We start from the raw sequence: 20,675 nt of genomic DNA, 5'->3' as shown, positions 1-20,675 counted from the left end.
GCGGCGTTACAGTGCTGTTCGTGCGTGAAGACCGGTTAGCCAGCGGCCGTGGCCGGTGGTTGGCGCTGGTCGCCTCTATCGCCCTGGCCGCCGGCCTGTTCTACGCCCAGACCGCCGAGCCCGCGCCGAAACCCCCGGCAGCACCCGTCCCGGCCGGGCAGGTGGCCAAACCCGCCGATGCGCCGCCGATCCGCACCCCCACCGAGGCCGAGCTGATGGCGGCAAGCGCGCCGGTGGCCACCGCCGCGGTCCCGTTCCAGTTGCCGCCGGGCGTCGCGCCCGAAAACGGCCTGCAGGTCAACACCATCCGGGTGGCCCGCGCGCTGAGCGTGCTGTTCCCGGAGATCACCACGATCGGCGGATACCGCCAGGATCCGCTGAAGTGGCATCCCAACGGGTTGGCCATCGACGTGATGATCCCCAACCACGGCAGCGAGAAGGGCATCGAGCTCGGCAACCAGATCGCCGGGTTCGCGTTGGCGAACGCGCAACGATGGGGCGTCATCCACGTGATCTGGCGGCAGGGCTTCTACCCGGGCGTCGGCGCGCCGAGCTGGACCGCGGACTACGGCAACGAAACCGCCAACCACTTCGACCACGTCCACATCGCCACCAACGGTGGTGGATATCCGACCGGGGACGAGAACTACGTCATCTGACGCGCGCTCAGGTGGCGTCGGTGTCGAACGGCGTCACCGCGGGCGGTTGCGGTGGGGCGCCGGCCGAGGGGGGCGCCACCTGCGGGGTGGGCGCCGGTGAGCTCACCGGCTTGTCGACCCGGGGGCCGTCGAATCTGCCCGTGAAGATCGAATCATCGCCGTCGAGCAGGTGTTTGGTGAGCGCGGCGCGCGGCGTCATACCGCGCAGCTTGTTCAGCTCGCCCAGCGGCTCGCGCAGATCGTCGAACTCCGGCCCGAGGTCTTCGCGCAACTGGCTGGTGGCGCCGCTGATGTAGTCGCGCGCCTGGCGCAGCGCCGTCGACGTCCAGCGGATCGCGCCGGGCAGCCGTTCGGGCCCGAGGATCACCAGACCGGCGATGACCAGGATCAGCATCTCGCCCCAGCCGACGTTGGCGAACATGTCAGACGGTGTTGTCGGGGATCGGCGTGATCGTCAGCGTGACGGGGCGACCGTCGCGCAGCACCTCGATCGGGGCGGGCTGGTCGACCTTGAGCTGGCGGACGGCGACGACGAACTCGTCGGCGTCGGCCACCTTGCGGTTACCCACCTTGACGACGACGTCGTTCTCCAGGATGCCTGCCCGCTCCGCGGGGCTGCCGGCTTTGACGTTGGCCACCTGCGCTCCGGACGCCAGCTCGTTGCTGACCGAGCGGGCCGTCAGCCCCAGCGTCGGATGCGCGATCTTGCCGTCGCGGATCAACGCCTCCACCACGGATTTCACTTCGTTGACCGGGATGGCGAACCCGAGCCCGCTGGCGCTCTCCGACAGCGACTTGCCCGCGGTGTTGATACCGATGACGTTGCCGTCCATGTCGATCAGCGGCCCGCCGGAGTTGCCGTGGTTGATCGGTGCGTCGGTCTGCAGACCGTCGATGACGGTGTCGGTGTCCGAACCGTCGCCCGACAGCGGCACCGGCCGGTTCAGCGCGCTGATGATGCCCGCGGTCACCGTGCTGCGCAGCCCCAGCGGGGCGCCGGCGGCGATCACCTCGTCACCGACGTTCAACTTGTCCGAATCGCCCATCCGGGCCACGCTGAGATTGTCGGCGTTGTCGACCTTCAACACGGCCAGGTCGGTCTTGGGGTCGCGCCCGACCAGGTTGGCGGGCACTTCCTTACCGTCGTTGAACACCACGGTCATCTTGTACTTGCTGGGGTTGTTGGCGGCCTCAGAGATGACGTGGTTGTTGGTGACGATGTAACCGCGGGGGTCGACGACGACCCCTGAGCCCTGCGAACCCTCCTGGTCGCTTTTCGCCTCGATCGTGACGACCGAATCAGCCACGGTGGCAGCGACTTTGGCGAACCGGCCCTCCGGCGGCTGCTCGGTGTCGCTGGTTTCCAGCGTCACCTTCGACGTCGTGAACGCTTCGACCACCTCGGCGGTGGTGCGGCCCACCCAGCCGCCGGCGAACCCGATGACGATGGCGGCGATCCCCAGGACCGCCAGCGCCACATAGGAGACCCTGCCGCCGAACAGCACGTCGCGCACGCTGAGCTTGCCGGTGCTGACGTTGACGGGCGCGCGCGGCGACTCGCGCAGCGCAGGTGTGCCCAACGCGACCGGGGCGCCCGGATCGCGCCACGGATCGGCGGCCGCGTCGGCGCCCTGTCCGTCGCGTTCGGCTTCCAGCGCGCCGGCGTCGGCGGGGTGACGTTGCAGCGAGTCCACCCCCGGGTGCGGTCTGGCGAACGCCTCGGCAAGCACCGGGTCCGGGGTGTGATCCCTGGGGGTGTACTCGGACTGATTGCGGTAGCGATCCAGGCCGACAAACGAGCCGTTGACCCCGTCGGGGCGGCCGAACGCGCGCCGCGCCGCCGGATCGACCGGCGGGCGCGAGACAGGGCGCGGTTCGAGGCGCTCACGGCCGGACTGGTCCAGATTGGTCACCCGTTTATCACCCTCTGTGGAAGCGCCCACGATCGCCGACGCAGGCCGCTGCTCATATCCGCACTACCCTACCGGCGTTTACGCCGTGATCGCGTCACGCCCTCAGCAAACTCTGGTGGGTCCGCCTCGGCGGGCGGCTGCGGCGACGCATGGTGGGGGATCTCCGATAACAGGCCCAACAACTCCGTCGGGACGACGATGGGGCACGACTCCCGCAACGCCGCGCGGGCCTGACGCTGGGCGTCGATCTCGGCCGCGCACTGCGGACACATCGACATGTGGCTGGCCGCGCGCAGGTGGGCGTTCATCCGCAGTTCCCCGTCGACGAAGGCCGCGATGGCCTCGGTGGAGAGGTGCTCGGTGGAGCTGAACTGGCGCGGGCCGACCGGTGCGTCGCTCTGCGAGGCGAACTGAGAAGGCAGCCAGGAAAACGCCCGACGGAACACATGTCCCCGGTCGACCATCACCGAGCTCCTCTCGTTTCGCACTGTCGCTGCTTACTGCCGGTGCTTACTCGAATGTAGCGCGGCGCGTGCGCCAAGACCTGCAAAGGTCAGGCTGTTTTTGCCGTCTCGTCGCTGTGCTTGGCCAAATACTCGCGCAATGCCTGGCGACCGCGGTGGATGCGGCTGCGGACGGTGCCCAGCTTGACGTCGAGCGTCGCGCCGATCTCCTCGTAGGACAGGCCCTCGATATCGCACAGGACGACCGCGGCGCGGAACTCCGGCGGCAGCGAGTCCAGCGCGGCCTGCAGGTCAGGACCCAACCGTGAGTCGTGGTAGATCTGCTCGGGGTTGGGGTCCTCGGCGGGCACCCGGTCGTAGTCCTCGGGCAGCGCTTCCATCCGGATGCGGCCGCGCCTGCGGACCATGTCGAGAAACAGGTTCGTGGTGATGCGGTGCAGCCAGCCCTCGAACGTGCCGGGCTGGTAGTTCTGCACGGACCGGAAGACGCGGATGAAGGTCTCCTGGGTCAGGTCCTCGGCGTCGTGCTGGTTGCCCGAGAGCCGGTAGGCCAGGCGGTACACCCGGTCGGCGTGCTGACGCACCAACTCGTCCCACGACGGCATGGTCGACTTGTCACCGGTGGCGTCGAACACCGCGGTGCCGGTCAACTCGTCGGACGGCTCAACCCAGGTCCCATCCGTGTACTGCTCGAGGTGGGCCATCGAAACCGGGGCGCTAGGGGCAGTTGAAATCGTCAGATCCTCCTGGTCACAGCCGCCATCACGGATCGACGGCTCGATGTCGGCGGAAACGCGAAAATCGCCGTCGTTATTCCCGGAATGCCAGCGTGTGCCGTCGTCCATGGGCAATACGGTCTCCGACCCTGGTGTGGTTGGCATATGAGCAAACTGAACATTTCCTGAGAATGCTGTCTACCCGTTTTCCACCTGCAGAAACTGCCCCACTTCCGGCCGATCCTGGCACACCGGCCCGGGCGTGTCGGGCTGTCGGGCTACGCGGGTTAGCTCTACGCTGCGGGCATGGCACGGTCCGATGACAGCAGCGGTCAGCAAAGCCGCGCTGAATCGATCGTCGGGCACGCCGAGCAGTCGATCTCCGAGGACGCGATCGTCGCCGCCGCCCGGGAACGCGCCGACGACATCGGCGCGGGCGCGGTCACCCCAGCGGTCGGTGCGTTGCTGTGCGTGTTGGCAAAGCTGACCGGCGCCAAGGCCGTCGTCGAGGTGGGCACCGGCGCCGGGGTCAGCGGGCTGTGGCTGTTGTCGGGCATGCGGGAGGACGGCGTGCTCACCACCATCGACGTCGAGCCCGAACATCAGCGCATCGCCAAGCAGGCGTTCACCGAGGCCGGCATCGGGCCCGGCCGCACGCGGCTGATCAGCGGCCGGGCGCAGGATGTGCTCACCCGGTTGGCCGATGAGTCCTACGACCTGGTGTTCATCGACGCCGACCCGGTCGATCAGCCGCAGTTCGTCGTCGAGGGCGTGCGGCTGCTGCGGTCCGGCGGCGCGATCGTCGTGCACCGGGCCGCGCTGGACGGCCGCGCCGGCGATGCCCGCGCCAACGACCCCGAGGTGACGGCGGTGCGCGAAGCCGCGCGGCTGATCGCCGAAGACGAGCGGCTCACGCCGGTGCTGATTCCGCTGGGCGACGGCCTGCTGGCCGCCGCCCGCGACTGATCCCCCTCCTCCTCGCGCGATCTGTGTGCGTTTTGTTGCGCTCAGCGCGCCTGAACGCACACAAACCTTGACCATCGGCTAAACGGGCGTTTAGTGTATTGAACATGCGTTCAGCTCCTGATGATCGCACCGCCATCGCCCGAATCCGCGATGCCGCGATCGACCAATGGGGCCAGCACGGGTTTCACGTCGGCCTTCGGACGGTCGCCGAGGCGGCCGGCGTCTCCGCGGGGCTGGTGATCCACCACTTCGGGTCCAAGGTGGGGCTGCGCAAAGCGTGTGACGACTACATCGCCGAACAGATCCGCAGCGGCAAGCTCGAGTCGATGCGAGCCAACGACCCGGCGACGTGGTTCGCGCAGATGGCCGAGATCGAGTCCTACGCCCCGCTGATGGCCTACCTCGTGCGCAGCATGCAGTCCGGCAGCGAGTTGGCCAAGACGTTGTGGCGCAAGATGATCGCCAACACCGAGGAGTACCTGGCCGAGGGTGTGCGCAACGGCGTCCTCAAACCCAGCCGCGACCCCGCGGCCCGGGCCAAATACATGGCGCTCACCGGCGGTGGCGGGTTCCTGCTGTACCTGCAGATGCACGACAACCCCACCGATCTGCGTGCGGTGCTGCGCGACTACAGCGATGAGATGGTGCTGCCCACCCTCGAGGTGTTCACCGAAGGACTGATGGTCGACTCCACCATGTACGACGCGTTTCTCGGTCAGCGCGAAGCCCAGCAAGCACCCGAGCAAGGAGAGACAGACATATGACGACGACGTCGCGGCCACGAGTTGACACCGTCCCTGCTGTCGAAATACGGGGGCTGAGAAAACGATTCGGGCACACCAAGGCGCTCGACGGACTGGACATGGTCGTCGAACCCGGCAGCATCGCGGGGTTCCTCGGACCGAACGGCGCGGGCAAATCGACCACCATCCGCGTCCTGCTCGGGTTGCTGCGCGCCGACGGCGGCACCGTGAAGCTGCTTGGCGCGGACCCGTGGCACGACGCGGTGGCACTGCACCGGCGGATCGCCTACGTGCCCGGCGATGTGACGTTGTGGCCCAACCTGACCGGCGGGCAGGCGATCGACTTTCTGGCCGGTCTGCGCGACGCCTTCGACACCAACCGGCGCGACGAGTTGATCGAGCGCTTCGAGCTGGACCCCGACAAGAAGGCGCGCACCTACTCCAAGGGCAACCGGCAGAAGGTCGCGCTGATCGCAGCGTTCAGCACCAACGCCGAACTCTACATACTCGACGAACCCACCTCGGGACTGGACCCGTTGATGGACAAGGCGTTTCAGCGGTGCGTACAGGAAGCTGCCGATAACGGCTCGTCGGTGCTGCTGTCCAGCCACATCCTCGCCGAGGTGGAGCGCCTCTGCGATTCGGTGACGATCATCCGCGCCGGCCGTACTGTGCGCGCCGGGCGCCTCGCTGAGTTGCGGCATCTGATGCGCACGACGGTGAAGGTGCGCACCCGGTCAACCATGGACGGGATGCGCTCGGCTCCGTTCGTGCACGACTTCGCCGCCGAAGACGGCGTGTGCACGTTCGCGGTCGACCGGGACGATCTCGACCGCGCCATGAGCCAGTTGAGCGCGCTGGGCATCGATGAACTGTCGGTGTCCCCGGCCTCCCTCGAGGACATGTTCCTTCGGGAATACCAAGGGGCCCAACGATGACCGCCACCACAACCAGCGTCACCGCGCGCCATACGCGTCAACCGGACTCCTCGATGACCGGCACGGGCCGGTTGATCGCGTTGGCTCTGCGCCGCGACCGTATCCGGCTGCCGGTCTGGATCGCGGCGTTGACGCTCACCATGTGGTACACGCCCACCGCGTTCGAACTGGCGTATCCAGAGGAGGCCGACCGCGTCGCGCGGGCGAACCTGATCAAGACGCCGGCCGGCATCATGTTCAGCGGTCCGATGTTCGGCCGCAACGAAACCGACATCGGCGCGATGTTCGCCAACGAGGTGATGCTCAGCGTCATCATCGCCGCCTCGATTCTGGCCATACTCACCGTGGTGCGACATACCCGCGCCGAAGAAGAGCGCGGCGCAGCCGAATTGGTGTTGGCAGCGCCGGTGGGCCGGTATGCACCCACCGGTGCGGCGATCGTCGTCGTGGCCGGGCTCAACGCCGTGCTCGCGGTCACGATGACCGTCGCGACCGCGGCGACCGGGCTGGACGTGATCGATTCGGCGGCGGTGAGCGTCGGGATCGCCGGTGTGGCAATGGTGTTCGGTGCTGTCGCCGCGGTGACCGCACAGTTGTGGCGCACGGCACGCCTTGCCACCGGGATGGCGATGGCGGTGCTGGGCGCCGCGGTGGTGGTGCGCGGGGTCGGCGATGTGATCGACCATTCGGGCAGCGCACTGAGCTGGTGCTCCCCCATCGCGTGGGCACAGCAGATGCGGGCCTTCGTCGATCTGCGGTGGTGGCCGTTGGCCATGCTCGTCGCGCTGGCCGCCGCGCTTCTGGTGACCACCGCCGTGCTGCAGCGTTCCCGCGAGTACGACGCGGGCAGGCTGCCGTCCGGAGGTGAGCATCCCGACGCTCCACCCATCCGCGGCGTGTTGGGGCTGTACCTGATCCAACAGCGCGGTCAGATCATCGGCTGGTCGGTCGGGCTGTTCCTGGCCGGCCTGTCGTTCGGGTCGCTGACCCAGTCGCTGTTGGACATGGCCGAAGAGAACGAGTTGGTCGCCCGCATGCTCTCCGCGCAGGGCAACGACGGCATCTACACCTCGATGACCCAGTTTCTGGCCGCCGCGGCCACCGCGTTCGTCGCGATCGCCGTGTTGCGGCTCAACGCTGACGAACAGTCCGGCATCGCCGAGGCGGTGCTGGCCGGCGCCGTATCGCGGTGGCGCTGGCTGCTTTCGGCGGTCGGGGCATCGCTGGTCGGGGCGTTGGTGCTGCTGTTCAGCGCGGGCCTGGGCAACGGCATCGGCGCCGCTGTCACCCTCGGTGAACCCGAGACCGTCATTCGTCTGACGCTCGCCGCGCTGGCGCACCTTCCGGCGATGGCGGTGATCGCGGGCATCGCAGCGGTCGCGTTCGCGCTGCGGCAGACCTGGATCGCCTGGCTTGTCGTCACGTTCGTGGTCGTGTCGCTGTATCTCGGTGCCCTGCTGCGACTTCCGCAGTGGCTGCTCGACCTCTCGCCGGTCGGCCGGACCACGGTGCCGTTGGATGTGCCCGTGACCGCGATGGGCGTGATGGTCGTCGTCGCCGCCGGACTGACGACGCTCGCGGGACTGGTGTTCCGGCGGCGCGACGCGATGTAGGAAGCCGGAGGTAACCATGAAGATCGCGTTACAGGTGATGGCATCTGCCGTCTTCGGGTTCGTGTTTTTCGGCCTGGCGTTGTTCTGGCCCGCCGGCACGTTCGACTACTGGCAGGCTTGGGTTTTCATCGCGGTGTTCATCGTGGGGACATTGGGTCCGACCGTCTATCTCGCGGTGCGGATGCCGGACGCGCTGCGCCGCCGCATGCGCGCGGGTCCGTTCGCCGAAAGCCGTGCGGTGCAGAAGCTCGCCATCGCCGGGACGGTCCTTGCCGTGGTGGCCGTTTTGGTGGTCAGCGCATTCGACCACCGGTTCGGCTGGTCCACCGTGCCGACCGCGGTGGTCATCCTCGGCAATGTGCTCGTGTGGTCAGGGCTCACCATGGCCCAAGCCGTGGTCATCCAGAACAACTACGCCGGGGCCACCATCACGGTGGAAGCCGAGCAGAAGCTCGTCTCGACGGGTCTGTACGCCCTGGTGCGCCATCCGATGTACCTCGGCACGACGATCATGATGATCGGCACCCCGCTTGCGCTCGACTCGTATTGGGGGCTGTTGCCGATCGCGCCGTCGCTGCTGATCCTCGCGGTCCGCGTGCTCGACGAGGAGTCGATGCTGCGTGCGGAGTTGGCCGGCTACCGGGAGTACACCGAGCAGGTGCGTTACCGGTTGGTGCCCGGCGTGTGGTGACGCGGTTGGCCTGTCGGCCCCCATACTGATCGCATGGAAGTGCTGACCGGCTTCGGGTTGGCCACCGCGGCGGGCCTCAACGCCTACATCCCCCTGCTGGCGCTCGGCCTGTTGTCGCGGTTCACGGATCTGGTGGCGCTGCCGCACGGCTGGGCATGGCTGGAGAACGGCTGGGTCATGCTGATCGTCGCGGTGCTGCTGGTCGTCGAGGTCGTCGCCGACAAGGTGCCCGCGCTCGACACCGTCAACGACGCCATCCAGACCTTCGTCCGCCCGACCGCGGGCGGCATCGTGTTCGGGTCGGGCACCGCGGCCCAGACCGCCGCGGTCACCGATCCCGGTGCGTTCGCCCAGTCCGGGCAATGGATACCGGTGGTCATCGGGGTCGTCGTCGCGTTGGTGGTGTCGCTGACCAAGTCGACGGTGCGTCCGGCCGCCAACGTTGCCACCGCCGGGGTGGCCGCACCCGTGCTCAGCACCGTCGAGGACGGCGTCAGCATCGGCCTGGTCTTCGTGGCGATCCTGGTTCCAGTGCTGGTGCTGGTGGCGGTCGCCGCGCTGGTGTGGGGGGCGCTGCGGTTACGGCGCCGACGCCGCCGAGTCGCGCCGAGATAGCACCTACGGCAGTCCACCCGGGCGATTTGCGACCCGGAATGCTATTTCGCGGCAAGCTGCGGTTAGATCCAGACGCCCTTGCCGACCGCGACCACACCGCCCGCGCTGATCGCGAACCGCTCCCGGTCCTTGTCCAGATCGACCCCCACCATCTCGCCCGGGCCGACCACGACGTTCTTGTCGAGGATCGCGTGGCGCACCACCGCGCCGCGGCCCACCCGGGTTCCCGGCATGATCACGCTGCCCTCCACGATGGCCCCGTCGTCGACGACGACGTTGGATGACAGCACCGAATTACGCACGGACGCAGCCGAAACGATGCTGCCCGCACCGACCACCGACTCCTGCGCCGAGCCACCGTTGACGAACTTCGCCGGCGCCAGCATCTCCATCTCGCCGCGGATCGGCCAGCGCTTGTTGTACAGGTTGAACACCGGGTGCACCGACACCAGATCCATGTGCGCGTCGTAGAACGCATCGAGGGTTCCCACATCACGCCAGTAGCCGTGATCGCGTTCTGTCGCGCCGGGAACCTCGTTGTTGTTGAAGTCGTACACGGCGGCCATCCCGTCGGCGACCAAGCGCGGGATGATGTCACCGCCCATGTCGTGGTCGGAGTGGTCGTCGTCGGCGTCGGCGCGGATCGCGTCGATGAGCACCTTGGTGGTGAAGATGTAGTTGCCCATCGACACGAACGCCTCGTCGGGATTGTCCGGCGTGCCCGGCGGATCGGCCGGCTTCTCGATGAAGCTGCGGATACGCCCCGACTCGTCGGCGTCGATCACCCCGAACGCGGTGGCCTCCGCGCGCGGGACCCGGATGCCCGCGACCGTCGCGCCCGCACCGCTTTCGATGTGGAACTGGACCATCTGCTCGGGGTCCATCCGGTAGACGTGGTCGGCACCGAACACGACGATGTAGTCGGGATCCTCGTCGTAGATGAGGTTCATCGACTGGTAGATGGCGTCGGCCGAACCGGTGTACCACCGCGGGCCGAGCCGCTGCTGGGCCGGCACCGGGGTGATGTATTCACCGGCCAGACCCGAGAGCCGCCAGTTCTGCGAGATATGGCGGTCAAGCGAATGCGATTTGTACTGGGTGAGCACGCAGATGCGCAGGTATCGGGCGTTGACCAGATTCGACAGCACGAAATCGATCAGCCGGTAGGCGCCGCCGAAGGGAACCGCCGGTTTCGCTCGGTCAGCGGTCAGCGGATACAACCGCTTGCCCTCCCCGCCGGCCAGGACGATGCCCAGCACGTGTGGCAATTCCCTCATATTTCAAACCTATCGGCCGGTTCTCCCGGCTGCCAGCCATTGACACCATCGTTTCGGCGGTCTCGCCCGCACGGAGGCTGCGACGGTCGGCGGTCGTCACTATCGTCGTGTCCATGCGGGTGGCGATGATGACCCGGGAATACCCACCCGAGGTTTACGGCGGCGCGGGGGTGCACGTCACTGAACTCGTCGCGCAACTGCGCCACCTGTGCGACGTCGACGTGCACTGTATGGGCGCGCCGCGTACGGATGCCTTCGTCGCGCAACCGGATCCGGCCCTGTTGGGCGCCAACCCGGCGCTGACGATGCTGTCGGCGGACCTGGCCATGGTCAACGCCGCCGCGCAGGCCACCGTCGCGCATTCGCACACCTGGTACACCGGGCTGGCCGGCCATCTGGCGGCGCTGCTGTACGGCGTCCCGCATGTGCTGACCGCGCATTCACTCGAGCCGATGCGGCCGTGGAAGGCCGAACAGCTCGGCGGCGGTTACCGGGTGTCATCGTGGGTGGAGAAGACCGCGGTGGAGGCTGCTGATGCCGTGATCGCGGTGAGCTCGGGCATGCGCGACGATGTCCTGCGCACCTATCCCGTCCTGGATCCCAACCGGGTGCATGTGGTGCGCAACGGCATCGACACCGAGGTGTGGTACCCGGCTGCGCCCGAACCGGATGAGTCGGTGCTGGCCGAGCTCGGCGTGGACCTGTCGCGTCCGATCGTGGCGTTCGTCGGGCGCATCACCCGGCAGAAAGGCGTCGCGCATCTGGTCGCCGCGGCGCACCGGTTCGCACCCGACGTCCAACTGGTGCTGTGTGCCGGTGCGCCCGACACCCCCGAGATCGCCGCCGAGGTGACCGAGGCCGTGCAGCAGCTGGCCCGCGCCCGCAGCGGCGTGTTCTGGGTCCGGGAAATGCTGCCGGTCGGCAAGATTCGCGAAATAGTCTCTGCTGCAATGGTTTTCGTGTGCCCATCGGTGTATGAACCGCTGGGGATCGTCAACCTGGAAGCGATGGCATGCGCGACGGCGGTGGTGGCCTCCGACGTCGGCGGGATCCCCGAGGTGGTGGCCGACGGCCAGACCGGCCTGCTGGTGGGCTATGCCCCGGAGGACCCAGCGGGGTTCGAGGAGCGGCTGGCTCAGGCGGTCAACGAGTTGATCGCCGATCCCGACACGGCACGGCGCTACGGTCAGGCGGGTCGGCAGCGGTGCATCCAGGAATTCGCCTGGTCGCACATCGCCGAGCAGACCCTGGAGATCTACCGCAAGGTGTGTTCGTAGCTCGCTGGTCTAGCTGGTGACGTTTTTGAGTTCGTCGCCCAGCGCCGCGGCTTCGTCAGGAGTCAATTCGACGACGAGACGCCCACCGCCCTCCAGTGGTACTCGCATCACGATGCCGCGCCCCTCCTTTGTCGCTTCCAGTGGACCGTCGCCGGTCCGGGGCTTCATCGCCGCCATCGAGTGCTCCCTCCACAATGAGCCGCCCGCCGGGGACTAGCCAGCGGGCTCGGTCGGGGCCGAGAGTGCCCACCGGTCGGCAGCTCCCGACGCTGAACTGCTACTGAACTCCCCCTATTCTTCCCTATCGCAGCCGGTCGGTGTGCAAAGACCCGGCTTAAGGCCGTACCGGCGGCCCCGCAGAGGTCGCCGGAACCCAGCAGTCGGCAGTGTGGTCGTCGACCATTCCGGTGGCCTGCATCAACGCGTATGCGGTCGTCGGGCCCACGAAGCGGAAGCCGCGACGCTTGAGTTCCTTGGCCATCGCGGTCGATTCCGGGGTCACCGCCGGGACGTGCGCGAGGTCGACCGGCCGGGCCCGCCGGGCAGGCGCGAACGACCACAGCAGCTCGGCCAGGTCCACCCCGTCATCGCCGAGATCGGCGACCGCGCGCGCGTTGGCGATGGTGGCCTCGATCTTCGCGCGGTTGCGCACGATTCCGGTGTCCGCCATCAACCTCTCGATGTCACGGTCGGTGTAGCGGGCGATGCGCGCCGCGTCGAAACCGTGGAAGGCACGCCGGAAGTTGTCCCGCTTGCGCAGGATGATCAGCCAGGACAGCCCGCTCTGGAACGCTTCGAGGCTGACGCGTTCGAACAACGCCGCCGGGTCGCGCAGCGGCCGGCCCCACTCGATGTCGTGGTAGTCGCGGTACAGCACGTAGTCGGCAGGTGCCAGGCGGGACTGGTCGATCCAGCCGCACCGGATTCGGCCGTCGTCAGTGGTCACGTTTCGTCCTGCGATGACGGCGCCGCATGCACGCCGCCGGCCTCGACGTCGTCATCTTGCGCACCGACGCCGTCGTCGTCGACCCCGTACGCCGCGCGCACGGCCGCCAACTGGCCGCGCACCAGATCCAGCTCCTGACCCAACCGGTCCAGCACCCAGTCCACTTCGCTGGTCTTGTAGCCGCGCAAGGTCTGGGTGAACTTGATCGCGTCGACGTCGGCGCCGGTGACCCCGGAGGCGGGCAACACGGTGGCCGTCGTGCCGCGCGGCAACGGCGGCAGCGGCTCACCGCGCCCGAACAGGACGCTGCCCAGCGCGAACAGCACAATCGCGATCAGAACCAGCACGAGCAGGTACACCAAAACGAGCGTCACGCTGTCGATACTGCCTGAACGCCCCGACAATCAGCCCTGCGGGCGCAACGTGGCCATCGGCGGCCGGTCGGTCAGCGAAACCGCGGACGTCCGCGACGTGTAGTCGTCGCCGTCGGCGAAGAACTGGGTCAGCCCCACCCCGGAATCCAGCACCCCGCAGCGCGACAGCAGGGTGGCGATGACCTGGCGGCTCATCGTGGCCAGCTCGGTCAGCGGCCGGTTGCGGTGGCTGCGCACCCCAAGGTTGACCTGCGCGATGGCGTCCAGCCCGAGCCGGTCGTAGGTGTCGATGAGCAGACCGATCTCCACGCCGTAGCCGGGTGCGAACGGCACCGACATCAGCAGTTCCCGGGTGGCGGCGTACTCCCCGCCCAACGGCTGGCACAGGCAGCTGAGCTCCGGGCGCAGCGCGGCCAGCAGCGGCCGTGCCACCAGTTCGGTGACGCGGCCTCCGCCGTTGGCGTCCTCGCTGCCGCTGACCTTGAGCGGGCGCCGGTAGAAGCCCTTCACCAGGTGCACGCCGTCGGCGGTGAGCAGCGGTCCCAGCAGCTTGGGCACGAACATCGGGTCGGGATCGATCAGGTCGGAGTCGACGAACACCAGGACATCGCCGGTGGCGGCGGCAAGCGAGCGCCACAGCACCTCGCCCTTGCCGGGCTGCGGTTCGACCTCGGGCAGCGCGGCCTCGCGGGTGATCACCCGGGCGCCCGCGGCGAGCGCGCGGATCTCGGTGTCGTCGGTGGACCCGGAGTCCAGCACGATCAGCTCGTCGACAAGCCCGCCGAGCAGCGGTGCGATGGTCTCGATGACGCCGCCGACGGTCTCCTCCTCGTTGAGCGCAGGCAGCACCACGGACACGGTGCGCTCGCCCTTGGCGGCCTCGAGGTCGGCGATGCTCCACGATGGCCGGTTCCAGCTGCGGTCGGCCAGCCACTGCGCGGTGCTGTCAGTCCCGGCCGTGTCCGGTGTCAACTGCGAGAGCAATGTCATGCCAATCCCCTCACCGTGCGCGTCGGTGGACGCGAGCCCTGAATCGACGCGACCATTTCGAGTACGCGTCGCGTGGGTCCCACCTCGTGCACTCGGAACATGGCAGCGCCTTCGGCGGCGGCAAGTGCCGTCGCGGCAAGCGTGCCCTCCAGGCGGTCGGTCAAACCCACACCCAGAGTCTCCCCGACGAAATCCTTGTTGCTCAGCGCCATCAGGACCGGCCACCCAGTGTTTACAAGGTCTTTTACATGGCGCAACAAACTAAGACCGTGGTAAGTGTTCTTGCCGAAATCGTGGGTCGGATCGATCAACACCGCGTCGCGTGCCACGCCCAGCTTCACCGCATGTTCGGCGGCGGCGGTCACCTCGGCGATGACGTCGTCGACGACGCCGCGCGCGGTGGTGCCGTAGTTGACCCGGAACGGGCGGGTCCGCGGCGCCGCGCCGCCGGTGTGCGAGCAGACCAGCCCCGCCCCGAATTCGGCGGCGACCTCCGGGAGCGCCGCGTCATGGCCGGCCCAGGTGTCGTTGATCAGATCGGCGCCGGCGGCGCAGGCCTGCTTGGCCACCGTCGAACGCCAGGTGTCGACGCTGATCAGCTGGTCGGGGTAGGCGCCGCGCAGCCATTCGATGAACGGCACCACCCGGGCGATTTCCTCGTCGGTGTCGACGGGTCCGCCCGGACCGGCTTTGACGCCGCCCACGTCGATGACGTCGGCGCCGTCGTTGATCGCGGCGTGCACGGCGGCCTTGGCCGCCTCGTCGGCGAAGGTGGCGCCGCGGTCGTAGAACGAGTCGGGCGTCCGGTTGACGATCGCCATGATCAGCGCTCGATCACCGGCGACCGGGCGGCCCAGAAACGTCGACTGCACCCTTCCAGGCTACGGTCCTGCGATTACTTGGGGCGCTTGCCGGCCTTCACGTGGTCGGGGTACTCCTCGTAGAACTCGATGTAGCCCTCTTCGCGGCTGGACAGCACGTAGATGGGGTCCTCGACGTCGGGGCCGTAGCCCTCCTTGCGCAGATCGACCTTCTGACTCTTGAACGTCGAGGTGTAGGCGAGCTCGGAGACCACCCGCACGAACAGCGGCACCGCGTAGCCGGGCAGCTTGTCGTAGACCGCCTTGGCCAACGCCTTACCGTCGAACTCCTGGCCGTCCTTGAGCTGGATCGCGGCCATGCCCGCCCGGCCGCCGGTACCGGGCACCTCGACGCCGAACACCGTGGCCTCCTCGACCTGCGGGTCGGTGGAGATGGCCGACTCCACCTCGGTGGTCGCGACGTTCTCCCCCTTCCAGCGGAAGGTGTCGCCGAGCCGGTCGATGAACGCCGCGTGGCCGAAACCCTGCGAGCGCATCAGGTCGCCGGTGTTGAACCACACGTCGCCGTCGCGAAATACGTTGCGCACCAACTTCTTTTCGCTGGCTTCCTTGTCGGTGTAGCCGTCGAACGGCTGGAAGCTGCTGATCTTCGACAGCAGCAGGCCCGGTTCGCCCTTGCGTACCTTGCGCACCCGGCCGTCGGCGCCGCGCGCGGGTTCGCCGGTGTCGGCGTCGTACTCGACGAACGCGACCGGCGACGGGCAGATCCCGGTGGTCTTGTCGATGTTGAACACGTTGACGAACGCGGTGTTGCCCTCGCTGGCCGCGTAGAACTCGCAGACCCGCGCGATGCCGAACCGTTCCGTGAACTGGTCCCAGATCGCCGGACGCAACCCGTTGCCGCAGATCACCCGGACCTTGTGCTGGCGGTCGACGGCGCGCGGCGGCTGGTTGAGCAGATAGGTGCAGATCTCACCGATGTAGACGAACGCGGTGGCGTCGAAGCGGATCACCTCGTCCCAGAACTTCGATGCCGAAAACGAGCGGCCCAGCGCCAGCGTCGCACCCGAGCTGAGCACCGAGGACAACGCCACCGTCAACGCGTTGTTGTGGTACAGCGGCAGACAGCAGTACAGGGTGTCGCGGCCGTGCAGCCGCATACCCAGCGCGCCGAACCCGGCCAGTGCGCGCAGCCACCGGTAGTGCGTCATCACACTGGCCTTGGGCATGCCGGTGGTGCCCGAGGTGAAGATGTAGAACGCCTTGTCCTTGGCGAGCACGGCCGCGGTGGTCGCCGGGTTGGTCGTCGGCGCGGTGGCAGCCAGACGCTTGAGCTCGTCGTCGGTCATCAGACCGCCGGTGTCGGCGCCGCTTTCGGTGATCGGGTCGACGAAGTCGGTCTCGGCGACGACGGCCTTGGCGCCCAGCAGCCCGAGGCTGTGCTTGAGGACGTCGCCGCGCTGGTGGTAGTTCAGCATTCCCGCGATCGCACCGCACTTGACGGCGGCCAGCATCACCAGCACGGCCTCCGGCGAGTTGCGCAGCATCATCCCGACGACGTCGCCGTGCCCCACCCCGCGCGCGGCCAGCACCGCCGCGTAGCGGTTGGCGGTCTCGTTGGCCTCGCGGTAGCTGATCTGCTCATCGCCGAACTTGATGAACACCTTGTCGCCGTACTTGGCCGCGCGGTCCTGAAACACCTTGCCGATCGACGTCTTGGCCGACGGACGGGCTCCGAAGCCGGTGATCACCCCGCGAAGGATCGTCGGCGCGTCGAGCAGCATGCTCGGCAACCGCCCGGCGATGTCCAGCAACCCGACGCTGGTGCGTGTTCCCGACGTGTCGTCAGTCATGCTCGACTCCCCTCACTTCCTGGTGTGCGCATCACCCTAGTTACCGGCACGTACCCTCACCCGCGGGGTGCGCACGCATCCAACGCCGCCTCGACGTCGTCGACGAACACCAGCCGATCCATCGCCTCCTGGGCGACGTATCCGCTGTCGACCAAGCCGTGCAGCCACGCGATCAGGCCGGCGTAGTGTCCGACGGGATCCAGCATCACCACCGGTTTTTCATGCATACCCAAATATCCCGCGGTCCAGGCAGCGAAGAACTCCTCGAGCGTGCCGATGCCGCCGGGCAACGCGATGAACGCGTCGGCGCGATCCTCCATGACCTGTTTGCGCTCACGCATGGTGTCGGTGACGATGAGCTCGTCGGCGTCGACGTCGGCTACCTCCCGGTGCACCAGCGCCTTGGGGATGACACCGACGGTGCAGCCGCCGCGCGCCCTGGCCCCGTTGGCCAGCGCCCCCATCGCCGACACGTTTCCGCCGCCGGACACCACGGTCCAGCCGCGCATGGCGATCGCCGCACCGACGCGCGCGGCCAGGTCGAGCAGTTCTGGATGCATCGGCCCTGCCGCGCAGTAGACACATACCGCCCATTGGCGGTCGGGTTCTGCGGACATGCGGACAAGCTGACCATATGATCCGGCCGTGCCAGTTGAGTGGGTCACCGCGCCGCCCGAGCCGATTCTGGACGCCGTCGACACCGGCGTGTCCGAGCGCGCCGGCGCGGTGTTGATCGGGCCCGCAGGGGTGGGTAAGACGACGCTGGCCCGCGCGGCCGCCGACCGGTTCGGTGCACGGTTCGACCGCGTCGACTGGGTCACCGCGACGACACCGATGTCGGCGGTTCCGTTCGCCGCGGTCAGCCATCTGATCGACATCCCCAGCGCGGGCAAGACCGCGGAGGTGCTGCGCACCGGCCGCGAAACGTTGGGCGACGGCCGGCTGCTGGTGGTCGACGACGCGCATCTGTTGGACCGGCTGTCCGCGGCGCTGATCTACCAGTTGGCGGTCAGCGCCGCCGCTACGCTGATCGTGACCGTCGCACCGAACGGTGTTGTCGCCGAGCAGATTTCGACGCTGTGGCAGGACGGGCTGCTCGAGCACGTCGAGTTGCAGCCGCCGGGCCACGACGAGCGCAGGCTGGCGACCGTGGTCGACGACTTCGTGCGTTCGTTGCCAGACGCCGGGCAACGGGCGCTGCGGTTCCTGGCCGTGGACGATCCGCTGCCGCTGACCTCGGTCGTGGCGCTGCTGGGCCGCGATGCGCTGGACGAGGCGCAGTCCTGCGGCGCGATCGTGATCGACCAGGACCGGGTGCGGCCGGCTCATCCGCTTTTCGTCGACGCGGTGCGCGACGCGTTGGGCGGGCCCGAACTGCGCCGGTTGCGCACCGAGGTGATCGACCGGTTGGCCGCCGCGCCGGATGACGGTGTGGTCGCCCGGTTGCGGCGCGCGGTGTTGGCGCTGGACTGCGACAGTCCACAGCCGCCCGCCGAGGTGGTCACCGCGGCCGAGGAGGCGCTGCGGCTCGGCGACCTGGTGCTGTCCGAACGGCTCGGCCGGGCCGCGCTGCGGCGTGCACCCGATCTGCGCACCCGCCTGACGCTGGGCTACGCGCTGGCGTGGCAGGGCAGGGGCCGCGACGCCGACGCGGTGTTGGACGAGGTGGATCCGTCGGCGCTGTCGGAGACCGAGTTGATGGCGTGGGCGTTGCCGCGGGCGGCCAACCAGTTCTGGATGCTGTCCGAACCGGAGCGGGCCACCGCGTTCCTGCAGGCCACCCGCAACCGGGTGACCTCCCCGTCGGCCAGGACCACGCTGGACGCGCTGTCGGCGACGTTCGCGATGAACGCGGGCAGCCCCGCGCGGGCCAAGCAGATCGCCGACGAGGTGCTGTCGTCGCAGGCGGCCGACGACACCGCCGTCGGCTGGGCGGCGGCCGCTGCCGCGTTGAGCGCCGCGCGGATGGGACGTTTCGGCGAGGTCGACACGCTGGCCGAACGCGCCATCGCCGCCGGACATCCCGGGTTGCTGCGGTTCACCAGCGGCTTCGGGCAAACCACTGCGCTGGCGATGACCGCCGCGCTGGACGACGCGCAGGCGCTGGGCCAACGGCTCGCCGACTTCGCGCAGTTGCAGCAGCCGGGCCGCGCGATCGGCGACGTACTGGTCGCCGATGTGCTGATCGCCAAGGGCGAGCTGGAGGAGGCGGTACGGCTGTTGCGTCCTGCCGCCGCCGCGCTGGCGCCGACCGGGTACTCCTGGGGCCCGCTGGCGTGGATGCTGCTTGCGCAAGCGTTGGGGCAGCTGGGCGCGACGGTCGAAGCGGGAAAGGCGTTGTCGCGCGCAGAATCCCGGCACGGGCTGAAGTCGATGCTGTTTGCGCCCGAACTCGCGCTTGCCCGGGCGTGGACGACGGCGGCCCGCCGCGACCAGCACGGCGCGGTGGCGGCGGCGCGCGATGCGGTGCGCAGCGCCGAACGTGGCGGACAGTGGGCGGTAGCGCTGCGGGCCCTGCTCGACGCGGTGCGCCTCGGCGACATGCGCGCCGTCGACGCGCTGACCCGGATCGGCGCCGAATGCGATTGCGCGGTGGCTCAGTTGGCGCTGGAGCATGCGCGCGCGCTGGTGGCCCGGAACGCGAACGCCTTGGCCGACGTGTCGGCGCGATACGCCACGATCGGGATGAAGCGGGCGGCCGAGGACGCATCGGCGCAGAGTCGCGCCCAGCGCTGAATCGGTGTCAGGGTAGGTGCCGCGACGGCTCTAGAATTTCAGGCATGAGCGGCGACCTGTACGTACAAACCGACGGTGTGCGGTCCTATGCCCAGATCCACGACCGCGTCGTCGAGGGGTTGTCGCAGTTGATGGGCTCGGGCGCGACCGAGGCCACCGGTGTGCAGACCACCCACGGGGCCATCGCGTCCGCGGTGAGCACCGCGCTGTCCGGGGTGCTCGGCACCCGCCACGGCACCATGCAGACGACGGCCACCTCCGGCAGCACCATCGCCGAACTTCTGCAGAAGGCTGCCCAGATGTACGACCAGGGCGACCAGAAGGGCGCCGAACGGCTCAGGGCGGCGACCGAGGCGCTGAACAGCTCCGCCGACTGATACCAAGTCTCGGAATTTTGCGCGGAGGGCTGCCGATCGCGGCCGGCGACGACCCTGAACGCAAAAACGCCGACGGTTACAGCCTGCGCGCGACGTCGTCGTCGCCGGTGTTGCCGGTGTCCGGGCGCTCCGGCGGTGTCACGGGCGCCGGGCCCGAACCCGCGCGGCTCTCGCCGGGCCCTGCGGCGTCGTCCTCGGCGCGCTGCAACGGTTCGCGCTGCAACGGTTCGCGTTCCTCGGCGGCGTTCTCGCGCGGTGGCGGCGGCGCACCCGCGCCCTGGCCTGCGCCCGTCGCGCCTGTGCCGCCGGTGCCTTGGCCTCCCTGCATGGCTTGCTGCATCAGCGACCCGAACATGCCGGTCTGCCCGCCGAGCGCCTGTACGGGCGCGCCCGCGGACTGCCCCATCTGGCCGGCCTGTTGGCCGAGTTGGCCCAGCATCCCGACGACCTGACCCACCGACTGCGAACCGGCGTCATCGGAGTTCGCATATGCCGCCTGGGCGGCCCCGACCTTGCCGGAGAACGTGTTCTCCTTGGCCGACAGCGCCGCCACGTTGGCGGCCAGCTGGGCGCCCAGCGTCGGCAGCACGGCGGCGATGGTCGAGCTCATCGCATCCTGTCCCGCGGGAATCGTTGGTACTTGCGGTAATTCGATCCCGGCCGCGTTCCAGCTGATGCCCTCGGGCTTTCTCAGCGGACTAGACAT

General features: G+C 68.6%; 23 protein-coding genes. 10 read left to right on the top strand and 13 right to left on the bottom strand.

All coding sequences use genetic code 11. The annotated features are described in order from the left end of the window. Positions 1 to 11: 11 nt before the first annotated feature. Positions 12 to 659 (top strand): VldE C-terminal domain-containing protein, encoded by a 648-nt coding sequence (locus tag K3U96_RS06635; RefSeq protein WP_069404707.1) that lies wholly within the window; start codon positions 12 to 14, stop codon positions 657 to 659. A gap of 7 nt (positions 660 to 666) precedes the next feature. Here K3U96_RS06635 and tatB read toward each other — a convergent pair whose 3' ends face one another. From tatB to sigE, 4 genes are all read right to left on the bottom strand, one after another. Continuing rightward, entirely contained in the window at positions 667 to 1,080 is a 414-nt protein-coding gene (tatB, locus tag K3U96_RS06630) for a Sec-independent protein translocase protein TatB (RefSeq protein ID WP_069404708.1), read from the bottom strand. A gap of 1 nt (position 1,081) precedes the next feature. Beyond that, positions 1,082 to 2,572 (bottom strand): serine protease HtrA, encoded by a 1,491-nt coding sequence (gene htrA, locus K3U96_RS06625; protein WP_220692461.1) that lies wholly within the window; start codon positions 2,570 to 2,572, stop codon positions 1,082 to 1,084. Positions 2,573 to 2,640: 68 nt separating this feature from the next. Next, positions 2,641 to 3,036 carry an anti-sigma E factor RseA gene (gene rseA, locus K3U96_RS06620; protein ID WP_220693423.1) on the bottom strand — a complete coding sequence of 132 codons (396 nt, stop codon included), beginning with the start codon at positions 3,034 to 3,036 and terminating at the stop codon, positions 2,641 to 2,643. An 89-nt stretch (positions 3,037 to 3,125) separates the two neighbouring features. Continuing rightward, positions 3,126 to 3,881 carry an RNA polymerase sigma factor SigE gene (sigE, locus tag K3U96_RS06615; RefSeq protein ID WP_069404710.1) on the bottom strand — a complete coding sequence of 252 codons (756 nt, stop codon included), beginning with the start codon at positions 3,879 to 3,881 and terminating at the stop codon, positions 3,126 to 3,128. 177 nt (positions 3,882 to 4,058) lie between these two features. On the opposite strand from sigE, the gene K3U96_RS06610 reads away from it, so the two are divergent. From K3U96_RS06610 to K3U96_RS06585, 6 genes are all read left to right on the top strand, one after another. Beyond that, positions 4,059 to 4,718, top strand: a complete 660-nt coding sequence (locus K3U96_RS06610) for an O-methyltransferase (protein ID WP_069404711.1) — start codon at positions 4,059 to 4,061, stop codon at positions 4,716 to 4,718. Positions 4,719 to 4,822: 104 nt separating this feature from the next. Then, the gene (locus tag K3U96_RS06605; RefSeq protein WP_220692460.1) at positions 4,823 to 5,482 is read left to right on the top strand and encodes a TetR/AcrR family transcriptional regulator; all 660 of its coding nucleotides are present in this window, start codon (positions 4,823 to 4,825) and stop codon (positions 5,480 to 5,482) included. Further along, entirely contained in the window at positions 5,479 to 6,399 is a 921-nt protein-coding gene (locus K3U96_RS06600) for an ABC transporter ATP-binding protein (protein WP_220692459.1), read from the top strand. The genes K3U96_RS06605 and K3U96_RS06600 overlap by 4 nt, the downstream gene beginning before the upstream one ends. Beyond that, on the top strand, positions 6,396 to 8,012 hold the full coding sequence (locus K3U96_RS06595; protein ID WP_220692458.1) for an ABC transporter permease: 1,617 nt from the start codon (positions 6,396 to 6,398) through the stop codon (positions 8,010 to 8,012). Before K3U96_RS06600 ends, K3U96_RS06595 begins: the two co-directional genes overlap by 4 nt. A gap of 16 nt (positions 8,013 to 8,028) precedes the next feature. Continuing rightward, a complete protein-coding gene (locus tag K3U96_RS06590) occupies positions 8,029 to 8,703 on the top strand; it encodes a methyltransferase family protein (RefSeq protein WP_069404715.1) in 675 nt (224 codons plus the stop codon). A gap of 33 nt (positions 8,704 to 8,736) precedes the next feature. Further along, complete coding sequence (locus K3U96_RS06585) at positions 8,737 to 9,318, top strand: DUF4126 domain-containing protein (RefSeq protein WP_220692457.1); 582 nt, start codon at positions 8,737 to 8,739, stop codon at positions 9,316 to 9,318. A gap of 62 nt (positions 9,319 to 9,380) precedes the next feature. Here the strand turns inward: K3U96_RS06585 and glgC are convergent, their stop codons facing one another. Then, a complete protein-coding gene (gene glgC, locus K3U96_RS06580) occupies positions 9,381 to 10,595 on the bottom strand; it encodes a glucose-1-phosphate adenylyltransferase (protein ID WP_069404717.1) in 1,215 nt (404 codons plus the stop codon). Positions 10,596 to 10,708: 113 nt separating this feature from the next. On the opposite strand from glgC, the gene glgA reads away from it, so the two are divergent. Then, the gene (gene glgA / locus K3U96_RS06575) at positions 10,709 to 11,872 is read left to right on the top strand and encodes a glycogen synthase (RefSeq protein ID WP_220692456.1); all 1,164 of its coding nucleotides are present in this window, start codon (positions 10,709 to 10,711) and stop codon (positions 11,870 to 11,872) included. Between the two features lie 9 nt (positions 11,873 to 11,881). Here the strand turns inward: glgA and K3U96_RS06570 are convergent, their stop codons facing one another. The 7 genes from K3U96_RS06570 to log all read right to left on the bottom strand — a co-directional run bounded on the left by K3U96_RS06570 (position 11,882) and on the right by log (position 17,473). Continuing rightward, positions 11,882 to 12,049, bottom strand: coding sequence for a DUF3117 domain-containing protein (locus tag K3U96_RS06570; protein ID WP_005059648.1), 168 nt, complete (start codon positions 12,047 to 12,049; stop codon positions 11,882 to 11,884). 157 nt (positions 12,050 to 12,206) lie between these two features. Continuing rightward, entirely contained in the window at positions 12,207 to 12,818 is a 612-nt protein-coding gene (locus K3U96_RS06565) for a DNA-3-methyladenine glycosylase I (protein WP_271035557.1), read from the bottom strand. Next, positions 12,815 to 13,192 carry a DivIVA domain-containing protein gene (locus K3U96_RS06560; RefSeq protein WP_069404720.1) on the bottom strand — a complete coding sequence of 126 codons (378 nt, stop codon included), beginning with the start codon at positions 13,190 to 13,192 and terminating at the stop codon, positions 12,815 to 12,817. The genes K3U96_RS06565 and K3U96_RS06560 overlap by 4 nt, the downstream gene beginning before the upstream one ends. Before the next feature lie 30 nt (positions 13,193 to 13,222). Continuing rightward, the gene (locus tag K3U96_RS06555) at positions 13,223 to 14,182 is read right to left on the bottom strand and encodes a glucosyl-3-phosphoglycerate synthase (RefSeq protein ID WP_220692455.1); all 960 of its coding nucleotides are present in this window, start codon (positions 14,180 to 14,182) and stop codon (positions 13,223 to 13,225) included. Then, complete coding sequence (gene folP / locus K3U96_RS06550; protein ID WP_069404722.1) at positions 14,179 to 15,054, bottom strand: dihydropteroate synthase; 876 nt, start codon at positions 15,052 to 15,054, stop codon at positions 14,179 to 14,181. The genes K3U96_RS06555 and folP overlap by 4 nt, the downstream gene beginning before the upstream one ends. A 23-nt stretch (positions 15,055 to 15,077) precedes the next feature. Next, entirely contained in the window at positions 15,078 to 16,856 is a 1,779-nt protein-coding gene (gene fadD6, locus K3U96_RS06545) for a long-chain-acyl-CoA synthetase FadD6 (RefSeq protein ID WP_069404723.1), read from the bottom strand. A 56-nt stretch (positions 16,857 to 16,912) separates the two neighbouring features. After that, positions 16,913 to 17,473 (bottom strand): cytokinin riboside 5'-monophosphate phosphoribohydrolase, encoded by a 561-nt coding sequence (log, locus tag K3U96_RS06540; protein ID WP_220692454.1) that lies wholly within the window; start codon positions 17,471 to 17,473, stop codon positions 16,913 to 16,915. Between the two features lie 28 nt (positions 17,474 to 17,501). Here log and K3U96_RS06535 point away from each other — a divergent pair, with 28 nt between their 5' ends. Both K3U96_RS06535 and K3U96_RS06530 read left to right on the top strand, forming a co-directional pair. Further along, positions 17,502 to 19,592, top strand: a complete 2,091-nt coding sequence (locus tag K3U96_RS06535; protein ID WP_220692453.1) for an ATP-binding protein — start codon at positions 17,502 to 17,504, stop codon at positions 19,590 to 19,592. A 44-nt stretch (positions 19,593 to 19,636) separates the two neighbouring features. After that, complete coding sequence (locus tag K3U96_RS06530; protein ID WP_220692452.1) at positions 19,637 to 19,969, top strand: ESX-1 secretion-associated protein; 333 nt, start codon at positions 19,637 to 19,639, stop codon at positions 19,967 to 19,969. Between the two features lie 76 nt (positions 19,970 to 20,045). Here K3U96_RS06530 and K3U96_RS06525 read toward each other — a convergent pair whose 3' ends face one another. Continuing rightward, entirely contained in the window at positions 20,046 to 20,675 is a 630-nt protein-coding gene (locus tag K3U96_RS06525) for a hypothetical protein (RefSeq protein ID WP_220692451.1), read from the bottom strand.

It is taken from the genome of Mycolicibacterium holsaticum DSM 44478 = JCM 12374, assembly GCF_019645835.1.
Lineage (GTDB): Bacteria > Actinomycetota > Actinomycetes > Mycobacteriales > Mycobacteriaceae > Mycobacterium > Mycobacterium holsaticum.
This window is presented reverse-complemented; position numbering and strand designations above follow the sequence as displayed.